Annotated in this window: 13 protein-coding genes and 1 tRNA gene; 8 read left to right on the top strand and 6 right to left on the bottom strand. The window is 55.6% G+C overall.

The genetic code is table 11. From position 1 onward, the window contains the following. The 3 genes from ACAM_RS06060 (at window position 1) to ACAM_RS06050 (ending at window position 4,153) form a co-directional block, all read left to right on the top strand. A complete protein-coding gene (locus ACAM_RS06060) occupies window positions 1-732 on the top strand; it encodes an ATPase domain-containing protein (RefSeq protein ID WP_022541934.1) in 732 nt (243 codons plus the stop codon). Between the two features lie 65 nt (window positions 733-797). Beyond that, window positions 798-2,480 carry a type II/IV secretion system ATPase subunit gene (locus ACAM_RS06055; RefSeq protein ID WP_148706535.1) on the top strand — a complete coding sequence of 561 codons (1,683 nt, stop codon included), beginning with the start codon at window positions 798-800 and terminating at the stop codon, window positions 2,478-2,480. Between the two features lie 17 nt (window positions 2,481-2,497). Next, window positions 2,498-4,153: a type II secretion system F family protein gene (locus ACAM_RS06050; RefSeq protein ID WP_148706448.1), complete on the top strand. Its 1,656-nt coding sequence runs from the start codon at window positions 2,498-2,500 to the stop codon at window positions 4,151-4,153. 96 nt (window positions 4,154-4,249) lie between these two features. On the opposite strand, the gene ACAM_RS06045 is transcribed toward ACAM_RS06050, so the two are convergent. Then, the gene (locus ACAM_RS06045; RefSeq protein WP_062662322.1) at window positions 4,250-4,969 is read right to left on the bottom strand and encodes an ACT domain-containing protein; all 720 of its coding nucleotides are present in this window, start codon (window positions 4,967-4,969) and stop codon (window positions 4,250-4,252) included. Between the two features lie 110 nt (window positions 4,970-5,079). Here ACAM_RS06045 and ACAM_RS06040 point away from each other — a divergent pair, with 110 nt between their 5' ends. The 3 genes from ACAM_RS06040 (at window position 5,080) to ACAM_RS06030 (ending at window position 7,477) form a co-directional block, all read left to right on the top strand. Then, on the top strand, window positions 5,080-5,952 hold the full coding sequence (locus ACAM_RS06040; RefSeq protein WP_022541930.1) for an ABC transporter substrate-binding protein: 873 nt from the start codon (window positions 5,080-5,082) through the stop codon (window positions 5,950-5,952). Between the two features lie 113 nt (window positions 5,953-6,065). Next, on the top strand, window positions 6,066-6,728 hold the full coding sequence (locus tag ACAM_RS06035) for an amino acid ABC transporter permease (RefSeq protein WP_022541929.1): 663 nt from the start codon (window positions 6,066-6,068) through the stop codon (window positions 6,726-6,728). Between the two features lie 5 nt (window positions 6,729-6,733). Then, on the top strand, window positions 6,734-7,477 hold the full coding sequence (locus ACAM_RS06030; protein ID WP_022541928.1) for an amino acid ABC transporter ATP-binding protein: 744 nt from the start codon (window positions 6,734-6,736) through the stop codon (window positions 7,475-7,477). A 2-nt stretch (window positions 7,478-7,479) separates the two neighbouring features. On the opposite strand, the gene ACAM_RS06025 is transcribed toward ACAM_RS06030, so the two are convergent. The 5 genes from ACAM_RS06025 to ACAM_RS06005 form a co-directional block, all read right to left on the bottom strand. Continuing rightward, complete coding sequence (locus ACAM_RS06025) at window positions 7,480-7,740, bottom strand: hypothetical protein (protein WP_156315827.1); 261 nt, start codon at window positions 7,738-7,740, stop codon at window positions 7,480-7,482. 71 nt (window positions 7,741-7,811) lie between these two features. Beyond that, window positions 7,812-8,441 carry a class I SAM-dependent methyltransferase gene (locus ACAM_RS06020; RefSeq protein WP_022541926.1) on the bottom strand — a complete coding sequence of 210 codons (630 nt, stop codon included), beginning with the start codon at window positions 8,439-8,441 and terminating at the stop codon, window positions 7,812-7,814. Between the two features lie 45 nt (window positions 8,442-8,486). After that, window positions 8,487-9,779 carry an L-fucose/L-arabinose isomerase family protein gene (locus tag ACAM_RS06015; RefSeq protein WP_022541925.1) on the bottom strand — a complete coding sequence of 431 codons (1,293 nt, stop codon included), beginning with the start codon at window positions 9,777-9,779 and terminating at the stop codon, window positions 8,487-8,489. A gap of 55 nt (window positions 9,780-9,834) precedes the next feature. After that, entirely contained in the window at window positions 9,835-10,692 is an 858-nt protein-coding gene (locus ACAM_RS06010) for a hypothetical protein (RefSeq protein ID WP_022541924.1), read from the bottom strand. Further along, window positions 10,667-11,494, bottom strand: a complete 828-nt coding sequence (locus ACAM_RS06005; protein ID WP_022541923.1) for an S-methyl-5'-thioadenosine phosphorylase — start codon at window positions 11,492-11,494, stop codon at window positions 10,667-10,669. Before ACAM_RS06005 ends, ACAM_RS06010 begins: the two co-directional genes overlap by 26 nt. 100 nt (window positions 11,495-11,594) lie before the next feature. On the opposite strand from ACAM_RS06005, the gene ACAM_RS06000 reads away from it, so the two are divergent. Both ACAM_RS06000 and ACAM_RS05995 read left to right on the top strand, forming a co-directional pair. Then, window positions 11,595-11,671 (top strand) — tRNA-Ala (locus ACAM_RS06000). 137 nt (window positions 11,672-11,808) lie between these two features. Further along, the gene (locus ACAM_RS05995; protein WP_022541922.1) at window positions 11,809-14,241 is read left to right on the top strand and encodes a hypothetical protein; all 2,433 of its coding nucleotides are present in this window, start codon (window positions 11,809-11,811) and stop codon (window positions 14,239-14,241) included. Window position 14,242: the final 1 nt, after the last annotated feature.

The following is a 14,242-nucleotide window of genomic DNA, read 5'->3' as shown; positions in this document are numbered from 1 at the left end:
TTGGCGTCGAACGGGAGGGTAAACGGTAAGGTTGAGATAGTTCCAACCGGGAATGAAGAGTTCGATATAAAGCTGGGTGGGGGTGTGCCTTTCCCCAGCCTACTCATTATCGAAGGCCCCCACGGCACGGGAAAGACAGCCTTGTCACAGCTCTTCTTGAAGGGAGCGCTGGATATGGGCCTCAGAGGCCTGGCTATAGTCACAGAGTCAACTATAAGGGGGTACATCCTGAAGAGCGAAGCGGCCGGGATAAGCTTAACAGAGCATTTCCTCAAGGGGAGGCTTGACGTATACTCTACCCAGTTCGAGGGGTCTAGATGGGGGCGCCGGAGCGCCACTGTTCTACTCGACATGATCTCGAGGTTCCTCGACTCCGAGTCACACAGGTACGAGGTCCTCGTAGTGGATAGCCTGAGCCACATGGCGATCTACTCATCTCCCATAAGAGTTCTCAACTTCTTCAACACGGTAAGGCTAATAGCGGACAGGGGCAAGCTAGTCATACTTACCCTCCACGAAGGCGTCCTCAGGGAGGACCTAACCACCAGGGCTAGGGCAACCTGCGATGGATACATGAAGCTCTCTCTAGCAAGCCTTGCTGGCAAGACAGTGAAGGTTTTGAAGATTGTGAAGCTCAAGGGGGCTAGAAGCCAGTTCGACCCGACCATAACGTTTGACGTGGACCCATCCTTCGGGATAAAGCTAGTCCCGATAGCCCTGGCGAGCGTCTAAGGGGGGTGAGTGGCTTGTCGTTCCTAAGGGTGTTTGGGAGGCGGCGTGGGAGGGGGCTTAGGGATATTGAGGTTAGCGAGCCCGAGTTCGGGGACAGGCCGGAGTATCTGGAGGAGTATATAAGGAGGTTTACCTCGGATACCGGCAGGGAGGAGCCGGAGCTGGTGGAGAAGATTCCTTCTACCATGAAGAACGCGAGAGAGTTCAACGTGGTATACCCAGTGGGCTTCGGCATATTCATACACGCCTACAACGATCCTTTGTCGGAGAGCGGGTACAACAAGTATGTCGTTGTGGAGCCCCCGAAGCCCCCTGAGGACCTTGTTAGGCTTATAGACTATAGGATAGCCTTTGTTCTGAGCGAGGAAGATGCCCCGAGGAGTAGCCAGGAGAAGAAGAGGATTCTCCTGGCCGCTCTCGATAAGGTTGTCACGGTAACCTCTACAGAGAATCTAGGGGGTGGTGACGGCGGCAACGGTAGCTGGCAGTATGCTGTCAAGCGTGGCCGCATAGTAGTGCCTGAGAAGTACTATAATTACCTGAAATACCATTTCATAAGGGAGAAGGTTGGAGTCGGCCCTCTGGAACCATTCCTCAGGGACCCCTACCTAGAGGATATTTCCTGCAACGGAGTCGGCCCCGTCTATGTAGTGCACAAGATGTTCAGGAGCCTGGAGTCAAGCATTAGGTTTGAGAGTGAGAGCGAGCTTGACGACTTTATACTTAAGCTAGGCGAGAAGATAGGTAAGCCGATAAGCCACGCCAGGCCAGTGGTGGATGCTACACTACCCGATGGAAGCAGGATTAACATAGTTTTCGGTAGCGACGTCAGCCTCAAGGGGAGCAACTTCACTATAAGGAAGGTCTCAAAGATTCCGATAAGTGTTACACAGCTGATAAAATGGGGCACGTTCGACGCCAGGATAGCGGCCTACATGTGGATGATGCTGGAGGAGGGTATGAGCGTTTTCATATGTGGAGAGACAGCAAGCGGCAAGACCACAAGCCTGAACGCCATATCCGTCTTCATAAGGCCGGACGCCAAGATAGTTACTATAGAGGATACAGCCGAGGTAGTTCTACCCCACCCCAACTGGACGAGGGAGCTCACGAGGAACACTGGGAAGCCTGAGACCAGTGTAACTATGTTCGACCTTCTAAGGGCCGCCCTGAGGCAGAGGCCCAACTACATTATAGTCGGAGAGATAAGGGGTGCCGAGGGTAACATAGCCTTCCAGGCTATGCAGACAGGGCACCCGGTGATGGCTACGTTCCACGCAGCCAACCTAAGCAGGCTGCTTCAGAGGCTCACGAATCACCCTATAAACGTTCCAAAGACTAACATAGACAGCCTAAACATAGCGTGGTTCCAGAGCGCCGTTCACGTGAAAGGCTTCCCTGCTAGGAGGGTTCTAGAGATAGACGAGATAATAGGGTACGACCCCTCAAGCGGCGCTATAGCAGCTGTACCATCGTTCACCTGGGACCCGGTGAGGGACAAGTTCATATTCTCGGGCCGAGGGGCAAGCTACCTGCTTGAGGAGAAGATAGCTACTATGAAGGGGATACCTAGGAGGGAGTTGTCTATAATATATGAGGAGCTGGAGCTGAGGAGGCGCTTCCTGCAGACCCTTGTTGACAAGAATATTCTAGACTACTTCGACGTCTACAAGGCTATAGTGAGGGCCTATAACATCGGGGTGGAGGAGGCTCTGAAGCGTCTCGAGAGGGACGAGCTGTTGGACTAGGCTAGGGCGTGATAACTGTGCCCCGGCTGCGGGCTACCGCCAGAAAGGCTTTCTACAGGGTCGGGTTGATACTTCTCGGCCTGCCCGTAGCCGGGGCTGTCGCAGCCGTAATGGAGCCTCCTACAAGCTATCTGACTGCCATAGTAATAATGCTCACTTTCGCCGGCCTCCAGGCTATGCTATACTTGATGGCCTCCAGGATACACGTCCTCGACGCCGAGCTACTCTACATACTCCTCCACATGAGGCTGGTAGCCTCGGGCAAGCCACCGGTGGGCCGGATATTCAGGGCGATAGCAGACTTCCCCCAGGTATACGGCGGGTACTCGAGGCTGTTTAGAAGCATATACGATCTGGGAAAGGAGTGGGGCTACAGCTTTCCGAAGGCAGTATCGATTATGGCGGATTCTGTCGAGGGGGAGATACTAAGAAACATACTACAGAGGCTGAGCGGGGTTCTGGCTGTTGGTGAGGATGTTGAGGAGTTCTTCGAGAGGGAGTACAGGACACTGCTGGCCGAGTATGAGAACGTTTACACCCGGACAATGAACTCGGCCAGGGTGTTGCTGGGGATATACGTAACCATGCTTGGCAGCCTAGTCTTCCTGGTGTCCACGTTTATGGTGCTAGCCTTCTTCTTCGGCGGCGACACCAGGATACTCTACCTCTCCTACGCAGCAGTGACTGTAGGGGCGGTGCTACTGGGCCTGCTGGTCTTTATGTCCCTCAAGCAAGAGCCCTTCGAGTATAGGGGAGACCCCGAGATCCTCAAGTACAGGCTCTTGAAGGCCGCTGGCGGCCTTGCCATGGCACTTGGGGCGGCTGTGGGGGCAGGTATAGTCTACCTAAGGGGCGGCTTGGACTTCACAGGCCTGGTAATGGCCTACGCGGCCGCGGGGCTGCTTCTACTTCCAATAGGTATTCTGGCTAGGATGGAGGAGTCTAAGGTGAGGAATGTAGACGAGTTCTTCCCGGTATTCATAAGGAGCTACGGCAGCCACCTCTCGACTGTTGGTAACATGGTGAAAGCCCTAGAGCCCCTCCTAATAAGCAACCTGGGTATATTGATGGGGCCGATAAAGAGGCTCTACACGAGGCTGAAGAACTCTATAAACCCCTCCATCGCGTGGGACCTTTTCTCGGCCGAAACGGGGAGTGAGATGGCTAGGAGAGGAATAATCATTTTCACGGACACCGTGGAGGCGGGAGGCGACCCAAACCTGGCGGGGGCTCTGATATCGGATCATCACAACGATATGAACCGTCTTAGGAAGCTGCGATACCAGGTTGCCAGCACGTTCTCCTCTACTCTCTTCATAATGCATGGTGCTGCGATTATAATACTGTTGATTATGAGCAAGCTTCTAGAACTCTTCTCCAACATACTGCAGCAGCTCACAACACAGCTCCCCCCCGAGATAGCATCCATATTCCCCTTCAGATCCATGGACGTCAGCCTCCTCCCCCTCCTTAACCTCGTCTTCGTGACAACACTGGTCATAGTCAACAGCGCCGTGGTTACAAGAGTGACACCAGGCTCAAAAACATCCTTCTACTTCTACCTATCCCTCTACCTCCTACTCTCAGCTGGAAGCATATTCATAGCAGTTGAGATTATAGACTTCGTTATAGGGTCTATAGTGGTCCCCCAGGATATAGTCCCGCAGCTGTGAAGAAGGGGGGATGAAAATCCTGGGATGCTAGCCCCGTTTAAAATGCCTGGAGTCTAGACTAGCTACCGGGTGGGGATGAGGAGTTTTGCACGTCCCCTAGCCCCTAAACTGGGGCTGTGTGGAGCCTCCACCGGTTCCGACCGCCGTCCTAGCCACGCTGTACTTCGTCCTCAGGCTCTCTATGAGCCTGTGGAGGAGGGTGTAGGCCTTGCTAGCCTCCTCCGAGTTGAGGACGAGTATGGTGTCGACATAGCAGGATATAACCTGGGTTATGTTTATCCCGCTCCGGGCCAGGAACCCCGTTATATAGGCGACTACCCCGGGCGTTGTGACTATGCTTCTAGGGCTCACAAGTATAACGGCGCTCTGGCCGTCTATAACTTCTATAACGTTCGGCAGGTTCTCCAGGACTTTATCCTTGTCCTCCGAGGCTATGATTATGGTTGCCGTCCTGAGGCTCTGGACGAACTGTATAAACCTGGAGTTCTCGCCCAGCTGTGATACAATTTTAAGCGCCCTAGTTATACTCTCTCTAGGAACAGTTACAACTGATATATAATCTTGCACGGCGAGAGCGCTAGCGGCTATTATCCTCTCAATCTGCCCTATAGGCTCTGACTCAAGCTTCTCGGCGAGCCTCACAAGGGCCATCTTAACCGCTACAACACTATGCCTCTCTCCAGTAGCCTTCTCGAGGTCCTCGGCTAGCCTTCTGGCTAGAGCGCTGTAGTTGACTATGCCCTTCCTGAGGCACTCGAGCAGAACGGGATCTCCCATAACATACTCTCTGACAAGCCTGGCCGTGGCCCCCGACACCACCAAGCACCCCTGCAGTTACATTTGTAACTATACTACCTTAAAAGAATTCAACTGTAGCGATATTTTAAAAAGGACCTGTTATGAAAGGTTGGAGAAGGCGATAGGCAATGGCGGTTCTGGAACCCAAAACACTAATCGCCGTCTTGGTAGCTCTAGTTGTGGGCTTGGCTCTAGGGGCAGCCGCCTATCAGGCTGTATTCTCCGGAGGCCAAGCTAGCCAGCCCGAGATGCAGGCTCTCCAGGAGAAGTGTTCCGTCGGCTACGGTCTCCTGGGCGAGATTAAGGAGAGGGGTGTGCTTAAGGTTGGAACGAGCGCTGACTGGCCTCCATACGAGTATATAGATCCCCAAGGTGGCTACGCGGGTATCGATATTGAGCTTGCGAAGAAGATAGCCGATGGACTGGGTGTCCAGCTCGAGATTGTTGACATGAAGTTTGCTGCGCTCTTCCAGGCCGTTCAGAGCGGTAAGGTGGATATTGTAATAGCGGATGTGGCCATGAAGCCTGAGAGGCTTGAGGCCGTTGACTTCACCATACCCTACAGGTGTGAGACGGGTAAGGCTATAATAATCAAAGCGGAGGACGCTTCAAGCTACACAGGCTTCGACTGGCTCTCCGGCAAGAAAATAGGTGTACAGTCGGCAACCGTCGAGGAGGAGCTCGCCAACAAGTACTTCGGCGGCAAGGCGGAGATAGTAACCTATGATAGAGTTTACCCCGAGATGACAATAGCTCTTAAAACTGGCAAGATAGACGCTATGGTGGCTGCCCCAGATGTTGCCAAGCTGATAATCGCTGCTGAGGAAGGTCTAGTGATAATAGACCAGATACCCTACTTTGGCTGCAGCACTGTAGTAGTCCCCCACTGTGCCTTCGAGCTAAAGAAGGAGGTTTCATCGATAATATGGGATCTCATACAAAGCGGAGAGCTCCAGAAGATAATAGACCAGGAGATGGAGAAGTGGCTGCAGCAGAGCTAGGCGGCATTCAACCCAGCCTTCAACCACTGGCCTTCCAGCATAGGCCCCGAAAGCTGCGCTCGAGGACCCGGCGTCTCGGAGGCTAGTGATAGCTGTTTCGGGGTGTAGATGCGTTGCTGGACCTAGCTGTAGAGTATCAGGACTACATACTGAGGGGGGTGGTATACACTATAGCCATAACGCTCATATCCCTGTCTATGGGCTTCACGATATCACTAGTTCTCACAGCAGCCAGATTCCTAGGCTTTAAACCCCTTAGGCTCGCGGCGGAGGCTTATATAAACTTCTTCAGAGGCACCCCCCTGCTGGTCCAGATATTGATGGTTTTCTTCGGTCTACCCAGCATAGGTATTAACCTCTCGGCTTTCCACTCCGCGGTCATAGCTATAGGCTTAAACAGCGGGGCCTACCAGGCGGAGATTCTTAGGGTGGCGATCAAGGGTATACCTGAGGAGCAGATGCTGGTTGCGAGGAGCCTAGGCCTCTCTGAGATAGAGATTATGAAGGGTGTCGTCATACCTCAGGCTGTGAGAAACGCTATACCAGGGTTGACTAACGAGGCCGTTATACTCTTGAAGGAGAGCAGCCTAGCGAGCGTTATAGGCGTAATGGAGCTTACTAGGGTGGGAGAGTATATGGTGAGCGCTACGTTCAGGGCGTTAGAGGCCTACCTTCTAATAGCGCTTATATACCTCTCGCTCTCAATGATCGCATTTAGGCTGCTGAAGAGAGCCGAGAAGAGCCTGGCTATACCAGGCTTCGAGAGGTGGGTGTAGAGAGGGTGGCAGGGCTTCTAGAAGTAAGGGGTCTTGTGGTCTCCTATTCTGGAGAAAAGGTATTGAAAGGCGTCAACGTTAGCCTAAGCCACGGTGAGAAGCTTGTTATAATGGGCCCCTCGGGCTCGGGCAAGAGCACTCTTCTAAAAGCTATACCGAGGCTCGTGGAGCCCGACTCCGGGTCAATACTGTTCAGAGGAGTCGATATAACCAGGCTTTCGGGAGCAAAGCTTAGGATGGCGAGGAGGAGAATAGGATATCTACCGCAAAGCTACAGCCTCTTCCCCCACATGACAGTACTCAGGAACATAACATACCCTCTAGAGAAGGCTCTAGGACTGAGCAGAAGGGAGGCGGAGGAGCGGGCGTTTAAATACCTCTCTATGCTTGGGATCGAGGACCTCGCCCACAGGCACCCGGCAAGACTGAGCGGAGGCCAGCAGCAGAGAGCCGCCCTGGCGCGAGCCCTCGCCATGGAGCCCGACATTCTCCTCCTCGACGAGCCTACCAGCGCTCTGGACCCGGAGTCCAGGGCAGACGTGCTGGAGGCTCTCTTTAGGGTTGCAACGCTGGGCAAGGCCATGATTGTCGTGACGCACGAGGCTGACTTCGCCGTCAAGGTGGCGGACAGAATGGCGTTCATGGAGGAAGGTGTTATAAGGGAGGAGGGCAGGCCGTCGGAGCTTGTTGAGGGTAGCGAGAGGGTGAGGAGGTTCCTGGAGTCGCTTCTGGAGAGCTGCGCTCCCTAGCCCTAGCCTCTCTTCCTCGCTATCACAGTGTAGGTGCCTAGCAGGTCGTCCCTCTCAACGATATCGTACTCGAAACCCTCGTCCTCGAGTATCGAGAGCACGGTGTCGAAGCTTAGTATAGCGTCTTCACCCACGATCTCAAACTCCTCACCCGGCTTTGCCTCGCTTATAGTAACCAGAAACCTGTACTGAGGCTTGTCCCTGCAGCTCCTGAACGCCTCCTCCGTGAGCTCTATCTTCCTCAGAGTCTGTCCCACACTCACCACCCCCCAGCCTGTCATCTCTCTTCCGGGGCCCCGGGAATCCCCATTGTATTGTATGGTATCCTGCGCGGTTATATGGCGTGGTGTTTCCTGGCGCGGGTGCAAACGAAGCCGTAGTCCCCGCTCCACGCCTCGACGGGCTCCTCCTCCCTAGGCCTTTCCCAGGGTTTGAAGCTGAGTGTTGCAAGCTGCCTCTCCAGGCTGAAGCCTACACTACGGAGCATGTAGTGGTGCATGGAGTTAGTTATGAAACGAGCCTTACTGTAGAAGGGGTGGCCGGCTCTCCCCCTGGCCTCATAATACTCCCCCCAGCTGCTATCCCTGGGCACTATGCATGAGACGAGAACGCCACCCCAGGCTAGAATCCTCCACGTCTCCCTAAGCAGCTCCTGGGGGTCGTCTGCGAAGCACAGCGTTACCACTATGAGTGCCGAGCCGAAGACGCGGCTTCTGAAGGGCATCCTCTCTCCAACCCCAGCTACCAGCAGGGGCACACCCCTCTCCCTGGCTTTCCGCAGCATGCCAAGGCTAGGGTCTAGCCCGGCCTCAGCACCTACTAGGCTGGCGAAGAACCCGGTGCCAACCCCAACCTCTAGAATAGGTCTAGGCGCGCCTTCTAGGGCTCTAGACACAGCCTTGGCCTCATTAGCCGCTAGAATACGGTTCTCCTCATACCACCTATCGTACCTCTCGTGGAGCATATCGAACAGGCGGGCTGTGGACGTCTCTCAACACCCCCCGTACAATCACTTGGAGCCTAGCCTCTCGAGCCGTAGACCCAGAAGGTCTGCCGCCACTCTGAGAGCCTCCGAGCTGTCGCCAAGGGTTGCAACGTAGTGGTTGCCTATGCTCTCCTCCAGGATCTTTGAGGCGCCCGGCATGCGCACTATCATCTGGCTCTCACACTGCATCTCCCGTTCTGGACGCCCCCTCTCTATAACGCCTACACCCACCCTGAGAAGCTGGAGCCCTGGATCCAGCCTAGATACCGTTACCTTAGAGCCTTCGGGGAACCACACTGACGATGTGACGCTACCCCCGGTTATGAAGTGCCTCCTGAACTGTATCCTCAGGCCCATGCTGAGGGGGGCTGTGCAGTGGGCTAGGAGCAGGCTGTCGCTCCTTATGTGAGCTGGGTTTGCGAAGAACGCTGGCTTACCCGAGGCGTAGGTGGCTAGCATCATGGATAGCGTTGCAGGGATGTCGCCCTCGCAGCCTACAACCAAGCCCTCGTCGTTGAGGAGGGAGTGGGCCAAGCAGGCGTTTGCCCCCGCCTCCTTATAGAACCACCAGCAAGCCGGCGACACAGCGTCTAACCCTCTATCCCGCCATAGCCTCTTCAGAGCACGGTAGACCTTGAGGCTTCTAGCAGGCTCGCCGTCGGCAAGTTCAACCACCTCACCCTTCTCGAGCAACTGCTTGCCGAGGTCCTCCGGAACGTCCTCCTTGGCTACGTAACCTGCAAATTCGAGAGGGTCGATCTGCACGAGCTCCACTCCAAGTCTTGCAAGGTCCTCGGGCCTGGCCCTGCTGTACACTAGCCAGGGGCTTGGAGGACCTATTGCAGCTATCCTCGACCCCCTCAACCTGGAGGCAGCCCAGAGGCCCCTTACACCCTGCTCCAGCACCCATAACGTCTCGCTGTTGCGGGGGTCGAGGCTGCTGAGATAGATCCAGGAAGCCCCGGGGCCCTCTAGCATGGGTTTAACCTCAAGCAAGCTGGGGAGACTGTTTGCATATGGCTGTGCGGCAATTAGCACGGGAACACCCTTCCCCCTAGCCTCCTCGACCGCCTCCAACGCTATAGCCTCGGTCCCCCCCGTGGCGAGCACTAGGAGGAGGCTTCTACACCCGCTCGGCTCGATCTCTTCACCGCTAGTCACTGCGTATGGCTCCACACCGGGCGACGAGCCCCAGAGGGACTTGAAACCCTCCTCAAGCAGCCTAGAGATCCTCGCTATAAGAATGGGGCTGTGAAGGGGGGAAGCCGCTATCCTGACGCATATACTGTCGAGCCGGGGGTCGTAGGGAGACTGCAAGGCGTTCCACACCCTCCACTAACTATAAGTGGGGGGTTCGAGGATTTAGGCGGCGCTAGATGAGGGCTCCGGAGACCTCTGCCGCTGCGAGGATAGAGTAGAAGCCTGCTGTTATAGGGTCGGTATTGATGTTGAATACAACTGGCCTAACCCCCCTAACTCTCGCGGAGCGTATAACATCCCTGAAGCTCGGCTCCTCGACGCTCGCCATGAAGACTATGGGGGTGGGAGGCGGCCTGTGGGCTGGGAGCCTCTCTAGCGGGTGCACAGCCCTACTGTTGTGGGAGAGGTAGAGGTAGAGGGCGCCGGGTAGCCCGAGGGGTGTCGAGTATACCTCCACCTCGCCTGACGCCTGGGCCTCCTCGATCTCTCCTGCAAACCTCTCCCTCACCCAGGATGTCGATCCTGCGAGGGCCTCCACCTCCCCTCTAAACCTCTCCTCCCTCATCCCCAGAAGCCTAGGAGTCCATAGGAGGCTTGCTACTGACATGGAGAGTATGGGAGCCTCTCGGGGGACTTCAACCCTGCTGGCACCCAGCATTGAGAGCCTCTCTTCGTACCCCGGGTGCATAGGCGGTGCAACGACGTAGACGCCCCCGGAGCCGAGGAGGCTTGCCGCCTCCACGAGATGGATAATCCTAGAGTCCTTAGGGTCTGCCGTGAAGGCGGCTACGGTGAACTCATACTCTCTGTAGGGCAGCAGGCTCAGGCTGGCCTCGCTAGGGTGTGCAAGCCTGCAGACGCCCCCCGAGTGGAGAACGCCAACGCAGAGTATTCTTGCAGCTGGTTCTCCACTCGGGGAGGCAGCTACTACCAGCTCCCCCCCAAGCTTTGGGGGAGTGACGCTCCTAGCCCAGGCCAGGCTCCTCTCGACAGCCTCTTCTAAGCTAGATTGCCGCGGTGTCGAGCGCACGGCAGCAGCTGCACCTCTCCGCCTCAGGCTCTCCCTTCAGCTTGGGTATGACGTCGTAGAGCATTCTCCTTGCCCTCTCCACATTGCTTATCATAACCCTCTCAACCTCCTCAGCGGTCACGGGCCTGTCGGCCCAAACGTCATAGTCTGTAACCATGGCCAGGGTTGCATAGCATAGCTGCGCCTCGCAGGCCAGATTCACCTCCGGCACCAGCGTCATACCTATTATGTCGGCCTTGAACACGTCCTTCCACACCCTGCTCTCAGCCCTTGTCGAGAAGCGGGGGCCCTCTATGCAGACGTACGTACCCTTCTCGTGAACCGTGTAGCCCAGCCTCCTGCCCGACTCTATCAGCCTCTGCCTCAGGTCCTCGCAGAACGGGTCCGCCATGCTGACGTGAACGGTCACAGGGCCGTCGTAGAAAGTGTAGTGCCTCCTGTTCTTCGTCATATCTATAAACTGGTCTGGGACTACAAAGTCGCCAGGCCTGTAATCCTCCCTTAGGCTGCCTACCGCGCTGACGCTTATAACCCACTTAACGCCGAGAGCCTTGAGCGCCCAGATGTTTGCCCTATAGTTTATAGCGTGTGGAGGGATTCTATGGCCCCTCCCATGTCTCGGTAGAAAGGCGACCTTAACTCCAGCCACATCACCCACTACTATGAAATCACTTGGGTTCCCGTAAGGAGTGGAGACCTTAACCTCCACAGGGTTCTCAACTATACCGGGATCATAAAGACCGCTTCCACCTATAACCCCAACCTGGGCTTTCACTCCACCCGGCTTAGTAATCTCGAACACGGAGGGGCACCAACCTGGAAAGTTATACGCTAGAGCTGAAAACTGTCCCGGCTCTAATGGTTTTTAAACTCCTGTACACATATCATAGTTAAGCCTGGGTGGGCCGGTAGCTCAGCCTGGAAGAGCGCCCGGCTTGCACCCGGGAGGCCCCGGGTTCAAATCCCGGCCGGTCCACCATCCACACATCCTGCAGGCGAGCTGCATCATCAACCCCAGGATATATTAGTTATCCCGCGATTATAGGCCAATCAATTTATTAAATTTGTATTTACAAGTATAGACAATGCCGTAGAGGTTCTACGGGGAGATGTACATTGAAAGTAACGGTCCGGGCTGTGGCTTTTCTAATTCTCCTCTCGATTATAACGGCCTCGCCAGCCCTGGCAGGCTATCCAGGCGGCGGAGAGCATGCTAGCCAGCCTAGTGTGTCGGGCGATATGTTCTACTATAGTATGGCGGCTGGGATGACTGCCGCCGCGCCTTCTCCAGTTCTGGAGGATAAACTCCTGCTAGCCACCAGTGGCATAAGCGCCGAGAATCCCTATTCCAGTTTTACCGTGTCTTTCACGAGGAACTCCAAGGTAAGCGTCGAAGCCGGGCGGTTCGGATTCGAGCACGAGCCTTCAGTGGCTGTGGATCCAGGTAATCCTGACAATATTGTGGTTGCGGCCCATCATGAGGGTCTGGCCGGTCTCCCGAACGCCATAGGAGTATACTACAGCCTTGACGGCGGATCCACCTGGACCGGGCCGATTGTAATGCCTTTGGCAAACGAGAGCGATATATACCACTCGGACCCGGCTCTAGCCGCTACCGGTGACGGTGTCTTCTACATAGCCTACATGTCCATAGGGCCTAGGGAGATGCCTGGGGGCTACTTCTTCTCCGCGTCCATAGTTGTAGCCAAGAGTGTTGACGGCGGGGCTACGTGGAGTGTCATCAATGTTATAGACCCAGGCTATATTATCGACGAGATGAGCCAGAACGGCATTATAGTCTTTGACGTCATGCTCGACAAGCCTTACATAGCGGCGGCGAGGGTGGGGGGTAGTGATATAGTCGCGGTTACATATACGGCGATAGCCGACGGCTACGACCCGGCTAAGGGTGTAAGTGTGACAATATTCCGGATAACAGCCGTGATCTCGCCCGACGGAGGCTCGACGTGGATAGGCCCTTCGACCGTTGCCGAGAAGGTTAACACGTCTCAAGGCTTTGGACCTGGGGGGCAGTTTGAGGTCCTCCAGGGCTCAAACCCGGCCGTAGCCCCTACTGGCGAGGTGTATGTTGCTTACTACGACTCCCTAAGCGACGGCTATCTCGAGGGCAGGGCGGCTATAATGGTATCCAGCTCCCAGGACCTCGGCCAGACCTGGAGCGAGCCTGAGCAGGCTGCCGTTATAGACAGGGAGATGGAGTACTACTCCCCCGCTGGCTTCAGGATGGCGGCGTCTATGTTCCCATCAATGGACGTCTCCCCCGACGGCACCATATACATAGCATATGCATCCGCAACCAGCGGTGATCCTGGCGACGTTTTCCTAGTGTACCGGACGCCCGATAGCCAGCTGTGGGAGGAGCCTATGAGGCTCAGCGCAGGCGATGGGAGCCTGCAGTTCTTCCCATGGCTAGACGTCGGCGAGGACGGTAGAGTGCACGTGATATGGGGTGACACGATGGGCGACCCCTCCTACATGACATATCACGTGGTCTACGCCAGGGTAGACACGGCCAGCGGCTCCATAGAGTACGGGCAGGTAACAGACTATGCCAGTTTAGCCTTAGGAGTGTTCTTTATAGGAGACTATTTCAACGTCGCGGCATCGCAGGGCCAGGTGTATGCGGTGTGGACTGACACCAGGATGTCCCTCAGGAAGGTCGGCCCCCTCATATACATAGGGGGTGATACAAGCATATTCCTTGCCAAGCTAGGTGAAAGGCCTGAGCCCAGGTTGGAGGTGGCCCCGGGGGAGCTGGAGGCAGGTAGAGCAGCTATAGCCGAGCTCCGGCTTGAAGACTTCCCCTCCTACGGGGTATACATGTTGAGCATAGAGGGTGTAACGCTAACCAGTATAGACACCTTGATATTCGTCGACGAGCAGGGTAGGGCGGTTCAAAGGACTATACTTCCGCCACTGGCTTCTGGATCGTACTCCCTGCAGCTAGTGGCTTTCTCAGACTCCTCCATCCACGCCGAAAAAGAAATAACCTATACTGACGTGGTGATTCAGGCTGTAGACACCAGCAGGCAGGAGATACTGAACAGCATACAGCAAACAGCAGGGGACACGGGTGCCGCCCTCGAAGCCCTCCAGGCTAGGATGGAGGCGCTGGAGGAGATAGCTAGGCAGAACAGCCAGGACATAAGTGAGATAAAGGGGGAGCTTGTCAACGTCTCGACCGGAGTAAGCAGCCTCTCATCGAAGCTAGATGACGTCGAATCATCTATAGCCTCCAAGATAGATACAGCCGCCGAGGACCTGAAGACGGAGGTGCGGAGCGAGGGTGAGAAGACAAGGAGCACCGTGGACTCGGTACTGGGCGAGATTAAGATGCTTATAGAGGATAGGACCTCGGGCATAATGGATGCGATAGACGGTCTAAAGAACGCTGTGGAGCAGAGGGTAACTGAGGTTGAGGGCAACGCTGAGACAGCGTTGAACAGGGGGAACATAGCCATGGGCCTGAGCGTGCTGGCCTTGCTGGCTGGGCTCGGAAGCGTTGTGATCGCCTTCAGGAAGCCTTAGA

It is taken from the genome of Aeropyrum camini SY1 = JCM 12091 (assembly GCF_000591035.1).
Lineage (GTDB): Archaea > Thermoproteota > Thermoprotei_A > Sulfolobales > Acidilobaceae > Aeropyrum > Aeropyrum camini.
The sequence above is the reverse complement of the archived record's forward strand: the minus strand, read 5'-3'. Positions and strand labels throughout refer to the sequence as shown.

Coding starts and splice junctions, on each gene's coding strand:
- ACAM_RS06020 (WP_022541926.1), bottom strand. CDS start 8,441: ATGCTCCACGAGAGGTACGATAGGTGGTATGAGGAGAACCGTATTCTA.
- ACAM_RS06040 (WP_022541930.1), top strand. CDS start 5,080: ATGGCGGTTCTGGAACCCAAAACACTAATCGCCGTCTTGGTAGCTCTA.